This window comes from Halalkalibacterium halodurans, from assembly GCF_004376175.1.
GTDB classification, from domain to species: Bacteria; Bacillota; Bacilli; order Bacillales; family Bacillaceae_D; genus Halalkalibacterium; species Halalkalibacterium halodurans.
Genome location: NZ_SNUY01000051.1, coordinates 1 through 11,500 on the forward strand (window position 1 = coordinate 1; position 11,500 = coordinate 11,500).

An 11,500-nucleotide genomic window follows, 5' to 3' on the forward strand; every position below is an offset into this window, starting at 1 on the left:
TGGAACTTCCGGTAAATGTAGCGTACTTTCAGCGATTGTGGATCTTCTTTAAATTGTTTTTTCTCTTTTTTGGTCATGGCGCTCAAGTTTTTTTGATAATAGGTACACATATCATTTTTGCACTTAAACACGTGAAAATCTTTTCGTTCTTTAATTTTTTCAAGCGGTTTAAGGCAGTGAGGACACTTAAGAATGGCCTCTTTCTGATAACGACTTTTTTTATTGAAAACACACGAACACACCTTACACTGATATTGTCCTTTTCCTCCGTTATTTGCGTACAAATACGCAGAAGGAGCACCACACTTCGGACAACATAAGGTAGACGGTACGGGCGTAGAATTCGCTCGTCGCTGTACTGGTTTTAACGGTTTCCCTTTGGATTGAAGGTGTTCCGCTAATAAAAGCTGATAATCGAGCCTTTCTAGTTTTTCAATGATAGGTAAATCATCAATTTGAAGCTTTCGATAAGGCTGATTAACAGGAGCTTCTTTTGGTTTATCGAACATGCTTTTTCCAATCAAAAGAGTAAGCAAAGTTCGAATAATTTGTTCTTGATAGTTTATAAAAGTTAATAAATAGGTTATAATTTGAGGGTACAAATTGTCACTTCCTTTTCTGGAATTGGGTGTTGTGGTAACCTCAATTATCTACAGAATTTAAGGGGGTGGCAATTTTTTTGCTTATAAAGCCCTCTAATATAGGATTTAATAACCTATTTTTATATAAAGTTTTGACAATACGACTTCTATCATGGGAGAGTTTCATATGAAAATCCTATTCACCTTTTACCTCGCAACCGGTGGTGTCGTTACTTTAAACCGCCATCGATATCATGCTTTACAAAGTGATGAATGTGAGTGTCATTTTTTATATTTAAAAAACGGCTCAGGACTAAATACAATGGGCGATGCGAGAACTTATGTAACAAATGATGATGAAGACATTAAGGCACTCCTCTATGGGAAACAATACGATGTCATTGTCGTTACGTTAGATTTTTTGTTTGTGAACAGATTACGTCGCCTCGGATATAAAGGGAAAATTATTTTCGATGTGCAAGGGTTTGGCACGGGCATCAAAGAATTATTCGATAAAGCGAACGATCATATTACAGGGGAAGTAGATGCGATCTTGTCACCTAAAACACCCCATTTAGAGCAGATAATCGCACAACACTTCCCCTCTACTCCAGCCTTTCATTTTCACAACTGCATAACGTTTTCTATGTTTACTACTAATCCACAATCAAAGCCAAAACGAACGATTATCGGTTGGGTAGGCCGAATCGAAGAAAATAAAAACTGGAGATACTTCTTACAAATCGGTGAGAAGTTGCTTAAAGAGGATCCATCGCTAGAGCTTTGGATATTTGAAGATCCTAAAGCAGCAAACCCGAGCGAAAAAAAGCATTTTCACAGTGTGGTGAAAAAATTAAAGCTAAGAAGTCATATGCGTTCACTACAGAATGTTCCTTATGAACGAATGGCTGAATTTTATTCTTTAATCGGTCGTTCCGGTGGCTTTCTTTGTTCTACCTCCAAAAAAGAAGGCTTTGGGTATGCCGTTCTTGAAGCAATGTGCTGCAAATGCCCAGTAGTATGTACCGATTCAGATGGAATTAAAAGCTTCGTCATCGATGAACAAACAGGTTTAATTATTCCTCACAACAACGTTCCCGCCTCTGTCAATAAAGCACAGCGATTGTTAAGGGATAAACAATTTCAAAATCAATTAACATCCAATGCACGAAATTATGTCCATGAACATTTTAGCCCTGAGTTGTATCGGGATCATTTTCAGCAGATGCTTCAGTTCATTGGACTATAGCACTAAATTGATTTTTTTGTCCTGATCTCCTATATGAGTCCACCCCTTTTATTTAAAGGATGAATATAAAAAGTGAAGAAGGATCTAATTTCCTTTTTATCTCTGTATAAAAGGAGGGAGATCATTTTTATGGCTCATACGAGACTACATGCATGTCGACAAAATATCCGACGCACTGCACAAAGCATCAGATTATGTCGCACGTTACGTGCCGAAGTTCGTGCTGATTTAAGACAATGTCGTGAAGCCTTAAGCGAATGTCGACAACAAACACAATCTTCATAATCCTTTTTCAGGAAAGGAGGAACTTCATGAATCCAGAATTACGTGAATGCCGTGAACAGTTGAGACAACGAAGAAACCAATTACGTCAGTGTCGTCAAGGGCTTGCGGACGCGCGTGCGGCAAGAGCAGAGTGTCGTGAGAACTTAAGAGAGTGCCGCGAGCCGTATAATGTTGCAACGATTTTTAATATCAATGTGTAATCATTTTCTTAAGAGGGGAAACATCACATCCCCTCTTTCTTTTTTTATGTACCTCTCCTTTCTCTTCGGTATCTTCTACTGACGCCCAAAAGGGTGAAAACAAGGCGACTATTATGTACAAACCACCATGTTTTTCATAGACTAGTATGACTTTTATTAGGTGAATGCTAACCAGGAGAGAGGACCGTGCTAAATGTTGACATTCTTTTGCTCTGTTGTGTCATTATCACGATGTTTGTTGCGTTAATTAAAGAGTGGTTCGTACCAGAATTAACAGTTTTTTTTGCTTTATCCTCTTTAGTGTTGTTTAATGTTTTAACTCCTGGAGAAGCGCTGAATGGATTTGCAAATACCGGCGTTCATACGGTGGCGTTGCTGTTCGTCATTGCTGCCGCTGTTTCCAAAAGTGATGTACTTCATCAGTTAATGAAGTGTGTGTTGCATCAAACAACGAACCTTTCAACGATTCTGTGCCGATTGATGATTCCCGTCAGTAGTCTATCAGCGTTTATGAACAACACACCGATCGTGACCATGCTTATTCCGACCGTACAACAGTGGGCGATTTCCAATAAGATTAATCCATCAAAGCTTCTTATCCCCTTGTCCTATGCCGCCATCTTAGGGGGAACGATCACATTGATTGGGACCTCAGGTAACCTAGTAATCCACGGACTCATGCTCGATAAAGGGATTGACGGCTTTTCCATGTTTGATTTTGCTTATTTCGGCATTCCTTTAACGATCGTAGGCATTCTTTACATGGTGCTACTGGGGCATCGCTTTTTACCAGATCGAGAGCACCATGTCGCCGAACTTCAGGATACGGAACAAAGCTACATGTTCCAATTCATCGTTGAAACGTCGTCACCATTAATCGGGAAAACAATCAAAGAAGGCATGTTACGAAACCTCGATCAGCTCTTTCTTATTCAGGTTATTCGCGAAGGAAAACGGATCGTTCCTGCCCCTAATGACGAACCGATTCATCCCGAAGATATTCTAATTTTTTCAGGAAGTGCCGACGGGTTAATCCAATTAAAAATGATTCCTGGCTTATCGTTATTATCCGATGGGAAATACCCGTCGTTACCGGAAAACCATGCCCTAGTGGAGGTTGTGGTCTCCAGCACATCATCCCTTGTCTCGAAAAAAATCAATGAGACGAATTTCCGCGAAAAATATGAGGCAGCCATTGTGGCCGTACAACGAAAACATAAAAAAATCCGCTCAAGAATCGGTGATATTGTCATCAAACCTGGAGATACTCTTTTACTTCTGACAGGCAAACACTTCTTATCCAGGTGGTCCGATTCAGATGATTTTTATGTCTTATCGCCAATAAAAAAAATAGCCGTTCGTCCCGTTTATGAGCGCAGGATCGTGATCGGAGTGTTGCTAATGATCGTCCTAGGCTCTGCCTTTCAATTGCTGTCCATTTTCAAACTATGTCTCATCGGTGTCGCGATCTTAATCTTCTCTAACGTTTTAACAATGGCTGATGTTAAAAAAGCGATCAATTGGAACGTTATCATTCTTATGGGCAGCTCCATCGGTATCGGAACCGCCGTCGAAAAAACAGGCTTGGCAACGCTCCTTGCCGGGGGTATTTCTTTCGTGCAAACAGCGGTAGGTTTAGCAGGAATCCTTGTCATGTTCTTTATTGTTACGCTCATTTTGACAGAAATCATTAGTAACTTAGCCACAGCAGCGTTTATGTTTCCAATTGGCTACTCTATTTCCTTACAGCTACAGCTTGATCCGAGCATGCTTGCCATGGTGACCGCGATTGCTGCTTCATGCAGCTTTCTTTCTCCGATCGGCTATCAAACTAACCTTCTCGTCTATGGTCCTGGAGGGTATAAATTTACAGACTATGTAAAGGTCGGCTTGCCCCTCACCATTTTATGTATGATCGTGACGATCGGATTAAGTATGTATAAATGGCTGATGTAACATGATCAAAAGGAGTGACTTACATGAAATCAAACAGCCAAGATGCTGCCAATATCGTTTGGCATCCACAGCTCGTGACGAAAAAAGCTCGAAACCAATCAAATGGTCATAAAAGTATGATGATTTGGTTTACCGGATTATCCGGATCAGGTAAATCAACGATTGCCAATGCCCTACAATCTGAGCTATTTAAACGAGGCATTCAAGTGTATGTGTTGGACGGAGACAATCTCCGTCACGGAATAAATACCAACCTTTCCTTCTCTATGGAAGATCGAAAAGAAAATATTCGCCGAACAGCAGAAGTAGGCAAACTTTTCGTTGATGCGGGTCTGGTCGTTCTGGCCGCGCTCATTTCACCAGTAGAAGAGGAGCGGCAACGGGCACGATCACGTTTTGCAGAGGACGAATTCCTTGAAGTGTATGTTAGCTGTACATTGCAAGAGTGTGAAAAGCGTGATCCTAAAGGACTTTACAAAAAGGCGCGTAAAGGGGAAATCCCTCAATTTACAGGGATTCATCAGCCATATGAAGAACCGAAAAACCCTGACATTTGTATCGATACGACAGATCGTACGGTGGAACAATCAATGCAAATCATTCTGCCGATTATATTAGAAAAAATCGCGTGGAAGAAGGGAAAGCAGTGACACTGAGCATTCCCCACGGTGGATCATTAATTGATCGCACGGTAACGTCCCTTGATTTGTCTTCACTTTCAGCAGAGATTGAATTAGATTCGATCGCTTTCTCCGATTTAGAGCTCCTCGCAAACGGAGCCTATAGCCCGCTAACAGGGTTTATGAATAAAAAAGATTACGAGTCTGTGGTGAAGACTATGCGCTTAGCCGATGGAACCGTTTGGAGCCTACCGATCACACTACCAATAACGGAAGAAACGGCTGAGTCCTTACGTATCGGCGATCAGGTAAAGCTTACCTACAATCAGACTGACTACGGAGTCTTATACCTAAAGGAGCTTTATGTTCCAGATAAAACATCGGAAGCCATGCACGTTTTTCAAACGACCGATCACGACCATCCTGGTGTTCAACGGTTGTTTAAACGCGGAGATGTTTACGCTGCTGGACCGATTCACCTTATCCAACATCCAGCGCGAAACGATCAATGGGCACATTATTATCGTTCCCCAAAAGAGACACGAGCTGAGTTTTCAAGACGTCAATGGAACACCGTCGTTGGCTTTCAAACGCGAAACCCGGTCCATAGAGCCCATGAATATATTCAAAAATGTGCCCTTGAAAGCGTCGATGGTCTCTTGTTGCATCCACTTGTCGGTGATACGAAAAAGGATGACATCCCTGCTGCCATTCGGATGGAAAGCTATGACGTGTTGTTGAAACATTATTATGCGAAAGATCGCGTTTATTTATCGGTGTTCCCGGCAGCCATGCGATATGCGGGGCCGAGAGAAGCTGTTTTTCATGCCATTGTCCGAAAAAATTACGGTTGCACCCACTTTATTGTTGGACGCGATCACGCCGGAGTTGGTGATTATTATGGCACCTATGATGCTCAACAAGTTTTCACTCAATTTCCTCAAGCTGAACTTGGGATTCACATTCTTCCGTTCGAGCATAGCTTCTACTGTAAAAAGTGTGGAAGCATGGCGAGCGCGAAAACGTGTCCGCACAAAAAAGAACATCACCTCCATTTATCAGGGACAAAGGTTCGTGAAATGCTGAGATCCGGAGTAAAGCCACCGCCGGAATTTAGTCGCCCTGAGGTCATTGACGTGTTAATGAAAGGATTAAGGAACACGTAAAAGCATCCTCCTCCAAGGGGGATGCTTTTTATGACTCCACAGGTTGAAACCCTAGTTTCTTCTTTTCTTTATCCCAATACAACTTCGCATCAAAGGTGTCATCTCCTTTTTTTAACCCTTTGATCACGTTCGTTGCCTCACCTTGGAGCAGCTTTTTGACATTGGCTTGTGATAGACGTTTGCCTAGGATTGTTTTACTAATCGTGAACCGGCAGCTCTTTGCCTCATAATTCGTACAGCCATAAAACTCTCCCCGATCTAGAAGTTTTCCATCGCAGGCAAGGCATGATCCTACATATGTCGGTCGCCTTTTTTTCCTCTTTTTCGTTTTCTCCTCGAGCGCTTCTTGATCAAAGGATGAAAAATCCCACGTATTCGCGCGCTGATGCGCCTCTTTAACCAAATGATCGGAAAGCTTTTTTACTTGCTCCATAAAGGCGTGAGCATCTGCTTGACCACGTCCGATCTCAAAAAGGCGCTGTTCCCATTTTGCTGTCATTTCTGGTGACGCAAGCAGGCTAGGGCCCAAAGCTTCGATGAGTAGCTTCCCTTTCTCTGTTGCATAGACGACATTTTTTTTGATTTCAATGTACTGCCGGTCTTTGAGCAATGTAATAATCCCTGCCCTTGTCGCCTCTGTCCCGAGTCCTTCTGTTCGCATCAACACTTTCTCAAGTTCATCATCTTCCACATGCTTTCCGACCGTCTTCATTAATGTGATCAGCTGACCTTCCGTATACCGGCTCGGTGGCTTCGTTTTGCCCTCACGTACATCAGCGTGCTTCACATCACCCGTCCACCCTTCCTCTAATGGGGGAATGTCCTCATCCTTGTCATGCTTTGATAAACCGATGATTTGTTTCCATCCTTGGTCGAGGAGTTGCTTTCCTTTCGTTAAAAAGGTCGCTCTCTCGTCAACGAGGGTTTCCACTTCCGTGTATGCGATCTTCGCTTCTCGCATGTGGGCTGCAAGAAATTGGCGAACGATCAAATCATAGAGGAGTTGTTCATCCTTGGCTAACGTTTGAACTTTTGGGACATCATCTGTCGGTATGATCGCATAGTGATCCGTCACTTTACTCTGGTTCACGTACCGCCGATCTTGAAGCAAGTTATCCCGATCGAGTGGGAATAGGGAGGCGTATGCGTCCTCCTGTTTGAGTAGCTGCACAATTCGCTTAGCTGCCTTCCCTTCTTCGGCTGTTAAAAAGCTAGAGTCGGTCCGGGGATAGGAAATATGACCTTTAACATATAATTTTTGCGCCACATCGAGGGTTTTTTTCGGAGAAAAGGTAAATCGTTTATTTGCTGTTGCTTGCAAACTTGAAAGATTGAACAAGTAAGGTGGTTTGAGCGTTTTCGTTTCCTTTTTAACCTTTGTTACCTTTCCCTGTTTTCCACGACAGAAGGCGGCAATTGCCTCAGCCATTGGCTGATCAAATAAACGCGTCTCCCTGTCTTTATGCCAAATGCCTTCATACTCATGTCCTTGGACGCGAAACGTCGCTTTCACTTCCCAAAACGGCTTTGACTCGAACGCTTCAATTTCTTTCTCCCGTTTAACAATCAGCGCAAGGGTCGGTGTCTGTACACGCCCTGTTGAAAAAAGACTATCGACGCCTTTTTTCTTTAATAAAAGGGTATAAGCACGCGTCACATTCATCCCAATTAACCAATCTGCGCACGAACGACTAAGGGCTTCATGATAAAGTGGTTCTGTTGATTCAGCTGATTTTAATTGGTGAAATCCACTAACCACAGCCTGCTTCGTTAACGATGACAGCCACAAACGGCTCGTCTTCTTCTTTACCCTGCATTGTTTTAAGATGAGACGAACGATCAGTTCCCCTTCACGCCCCGCATCACCAGCCATAACAATTTCTGTTACCTCCTTGCGATGGACGAGGGAGCGAATCACCTGAAATTGATCTTTTTTCCCTCTAGAGACCCTGTGGACAAATGATTGCGGAATCAATGGCAGCGCCTCAAGCGTCCACTTTTTCCAAGACGGATCGTACTGTTCTGGGGGACAAAGCTCACACAAATGACCCACCGCCCACGTAAAAAAAGCGCCTGCTGGAAACTGATCACATGGGGCGACCTCTACATAGCCACGCTTATTACGATGAGGAAATGGAGCCGCTAGCTTCATTCCTTGATCTGGCTTTTCTGCAATGACAACAACCGCTCCCATAACCAATCTCCTTTTCCAAATCATTAGAAAAACTTGGCATACCGCCAAGTCCTATAGCGAAAATCATTGTTTTGCTTATCTTTTATTCCTGAAATCGAAGTTAAGCACTCTATAGTGGAAAGAAACTCGGCAATAGCCAAGGCTTTAAGTGTCAGCCGAGTCTTAGTTCATTTATATAACTTCTAAACATTTTGTCTACTGCAAAAACGTTATCATTTCTTAATGTGGAACATACATTCCTATTATGAATGATTCTGCGAACAGATGCTAGTCTCATTTTGCACAAATTGCTTAGGTGTAGGTAGTGGATAGGAAAATTCCGTTCCTTTTAACGTTAATGAGATATGCTGATCGATAAATACTAGCTCAAAAAGTTCCTCAATATGAAACACCCCTTTCGGACAAGGGTGTTCGTAAAGAGCAAAAGCTACGGCTGATGCTACATGGGCTGTCATTAACGCTTCATTTTCCCCTGTGAACAGCGAGTAAACTTCCTCCTTCTCGTCCTTTCGTACACCTTTTACCTCGACCCTTACTCCATACTGTTCAGAGCCATAGGGAAAGGCGTTAAGCAAGGTGGTTAATACCTTCCGAACGGCTGGCAACGATAATAGCTTCGTAATGTGTAGTCGTCGCATCGTTGCCACGACAGCTGTCACCAGCCGCGAATCAAAACATAACCGTGTTGAAACGGTCGGCAGATGTAATGTTCTTGCAAGAGTTTGCTGATCGGAGAATGGGAATCGATAGACCGAATGATTGCCGATCGCCTTACCGAACGAAACCTGTTTACGGTCTGTAAAGCTTTTAACTTGTCGCCAGTCGTTTTGGACCCTCACGTCAAATGATTGATTAATCTGTTGAAACGTCCATTCCATCGCACCCTCTCCATGCTCATCACCAAGACCGAGTAATATGGAGATGTCCACTTGATGCACCTGTTCAAACATACGAACCGCTTGCTCCACCAATAAGTTAGTTATCCCAGGTGCGAGCCCGACACTAATAACACCTGTATGCTTCACAGCGCCTCGATTTAACCCTCCTAGCTCTTTCAAGAACTTTCCATTAGCCGTAATGTCCAAATAATCAATTCCGTTTTTGGCACACAATCTAGCAAACTCTGTATGGTCTTGATCGATGCAAACGATCACTAATTTTGGTTGGTTCAGCGCTTCAAATGCTTTCTTCGGCTGATGGATGTCCACTTGGAGCGGCTGTACCTCCCCATCTGTCTCTAGTGAAAAACGATTCGCCTTTTCAAAATTTCTCCCCGCAGCATACACCCGGCCTGCATATCGCCTTGCGAGTAGGCGACAAATTGCGCGACCCACTTGACCATATCCCCCAATGACTACGATGTCCTCTCTCATTGATTTTCCTCCTTACACTTTTATAGACTCTCGGCATTCGCCGAGCTTTGTGGTTCAAGGATTTTCCTCAAACCAATTTATTTCATCCCTCCTATTTTAGGTGGGATTTTTTAATGTTCATTTTTTAAAACTGGAAATTAATTATCAAAATATTTTCTCGAATTCGACAAGAAACACTTGACTTTTCAAAAACACCACAATAATCGCCGGTGAAGGGATTATTTTCCCTTACTACTTGTGATTGAGGTGCCAAAATGAAACCAACGTTTATTGCACACGAAACTTATCAAAACTTCGTTCTAAATCAGTTAAATGCCCATTATTCTGGCGGCATTCTTACCCTTGTTAATAAGGATTGGCCAGTAATTAAAAAGCTTTGGATAACTGATCTCTCTTCGGTAACTACATGGCTTGGTGATTCCTATTCCAAAAAGGGACCAAAGCCTCGTGACCCTGCTTCTATGATGCGTTCTTATCTGCTTTCATTATTTGTTCAACCTACAAAAGGTATTACTCATTGGGTTGATCAACTTCGTCGCGTTCCGTTGTATGCAATTCTTAGCGGTTTTGAACCCGGTGACACACCAGGTGTTGGAACATTTGAAGACTTTTTCAAACGTTTATGGGCCTTCGAAAGCCCGAATGTTATGCCGAAGGTCAAACCTAAAAAGAAAAAGTCAAAAAAGAAAAAGAAGCCTAAAAAGGGTGAAAAAGCTGAACCTAAGAATCCCGGAATTGTTCGTAAACTCGTTGATCGGGCAATGCGTTATGGTTCCAAACAAAAACAACTGCCAGGAGACCGATTATTTGAGTTTTTTCAATCCCAATTTTTAGCGGTTTCTACGAAACTTGGTCTTCTTGGGGATCCCGAAGCTCTAGGTGTAGTTGGAGATGGGACACCAATTGAAACAGCTAGGTACCCGAGAAGTAAATCAACCTGTAATTGTAGTGCCCAAGGACTAACGAACTGTACTCACCCACGCCAGTATTCACAACCCGACATCGACTCAGGCTGGGATAGTTCTAAGGAAAAGTACTTCAACGGATATCATCTCTACATGATATCCACTAGCGATAGCCAATACGACTTACCGCTATATCCACGGCTGCATCCTGCTTCCCGGCATGATTCAGTCAGCCTAGTGGTTAGTTCAATTGAATTTTCGCAACGGTACACCTTGGGCACGATTGATAAAATTCTTCTTGATGCAGCGCACGATGCTGAGGCCATTTATGAGCTACTTGAACATCAAAATGTGGAACCCTTCATCGATTTAAATGTTCGAACAAAGAAGAACTTTAGTACAGAAAGTGATATTCAAATATCTCCAACAGGTGTTCCAATCTGTCCGATTGGGAAGGAGATGAAGCCCAACGGGTTTGACAAATCTCAAAATCGGCAAAAATGGCGTTGTCCACTTGCTTGCGGTACCAAAAATACATGCTCATCACCGTGTTCAAAAGCAAAATATGGTCGGACATTCCATACATTCAGAGAGGATAATCTACGATTATTTACCAAAACACCAAGGTCCTCTGAAAAGTGGAAACTTATATACAAACGAAGAACCTCTGTTGAACGTTCTAATAAAAGAGAAAAAATAGATTATCACTTGGAATCTGGACGCCACCGGTCAACAAAAATGTGGTACATTCGCCTATACGCCATAATGATGTGTCAGCACATCGATGCTTGGTACAGCAGTCAGAAAGAGCAGTTAAATATTGAAGAAATCATCTTTCCTAAAGCCGCCTAGTCAATTTTTAAAAAAATAATGGCAATAGGTTTCTTTGTCATGCACATTTTTGAAAATACAATGAAAATAATGAGTGTGCAGGCCATTCCAATCCAATTTCCAGTAATTTTGGTTCATTT

8 protein-coding genes and 1 pseudogene are annotated in these 11,500 nt (G+C 42.5%); 6 read left to right on the plus strand and 3 right to left on the minus strand.

All coding sequences use genetic code 11. The features are described 5' to 3' along the window. A pseudogene (locus tag E2L07_RS14920) lies at positions 1 to 602 on the minus strand (DDE-type integrase/transposase/recombinase); the annotation flags it as partial. 166 nt (positions 603 to 768) lie between these two features. On the opposite strand from E2L07_RS14920, the gene E2L07_RS14925 reads away from it, so the two are divergent. From E2L07_RS14925 to sat, 5 genes are all read left to right on the plus strand, one after another. Continuing rightward, the gene (locus tag E2L07_RS14925) at positions 769 to 1,830 is read left to right on the plus strand and encodes a glycosyltransferase family 4 protein (RefSeq protein ID WP_166740093.1); all 1,062 of its coding nucleotides are present in this window, start codon (positions 769 to 771) and stop codon (positions 1,828 to 1,830) included. Positions 1,831 to 2,141: 311 nt separating this feature from the next. Then, positions 2,142 to 2,315, plus strand: a complete 174-nt coding sequence (locus E2L07_RS20900; RefSeq protein WP_166740094.1) for a hypothetical protein — start codon at positions 2,142 to 2,144, stop codon at positions 2,313 to 2,315. Between the two features lie 186 nt (positions 2,316 to 2,501). Further along, positions 2,502 to 4,271: an SLC13 family permease gene (locus E2L07_RS14930; RefSeq protein WP_134229959.1), complete on the plus strand. Its 1,770-nt coding sequence runs from the start codon at positions 2,502 to 2,504 to the stop codon at positions 4,269 to 4,271. A gap of 23 nt (positions 4,272 to 4,294) precedes the next feature. Then, entirely contained in the window at positions 4,295 to 4,921 is a 627-nt protein-coding gene (gene cysC, locus E2L07_RS14935) for an adenylyl-sulfate kinase (RefSeq protein ID WP_134229960.1), read from the plus strand. Continuing rightward, positions 4,918 to 6,057, plus strand: a complete 1,140-nt coding sequence (sat, locus tag E2L07_RS14940; protein WP_134229961.1) for a sulfate adenylyltransferase — start codon at positions 4,918 to 4,920, stop codon at positions 6,055 to 6,057. The genes cysC and sat overlap by 4 nt, the downstream gene beginning before the upstream one ends. Positions 6,058 to 6,085: 28 nt before the next feature. On the opposite strand, the gene E2L07_RS14945 is transcribed toward sat, so the two are convergent. Together E2L07_RS14945 and E2L07_RS14950 are read right to left on the minus strand one after the other, a co-directional pair. Then, positions 6,086 to 8,251 carry a DNA topoisomerase III gene (locus E2L07_RS14945; RefSeq protein WP_134229962.1) on the minus strand — a complete coding sequence of 722 codons (2,166 nt, stop codon included), beginning with the start codon at positions 8,249 to 8,251 and terminating at the stop codon, positions 6,086 to 6,088. Between the two features lie 242 nt (positions 8,252 to 8,493). Further along, positions 8,494 to 9,624: a saccharopine dehydrogenase family protein gene (locus E2L07_RS14950; RefSeq protein WP_134229963.1), complete on the minus strand. Its 1,131-nt coding sequence runs from the start codon at positions 9,622 to 9,624 to the stop codon at positions 8,494 to 8,496. 254 nt (positions 9,625 to 9,878) lie between these two features. Here E2L07_RS14950 and E2L07_RS14955 point away from each other — a divergent pair, with 254 nt between their 5' ends. Further along, the gene (locus tag E2L07_RS14955) at positions 9,879 to 11,381 is read left to right on the plus strand and encodes a transposase (RefSeq protein WP_134228599.1); all 1,503 of its coding nucleotides are present in this window, start codon (positions 9,879 to 9,881) and stop codon (positions 11,379 to 11,381) included. Positions 11,382 to 11,500 lie beyond the last annotated feature (119 nt).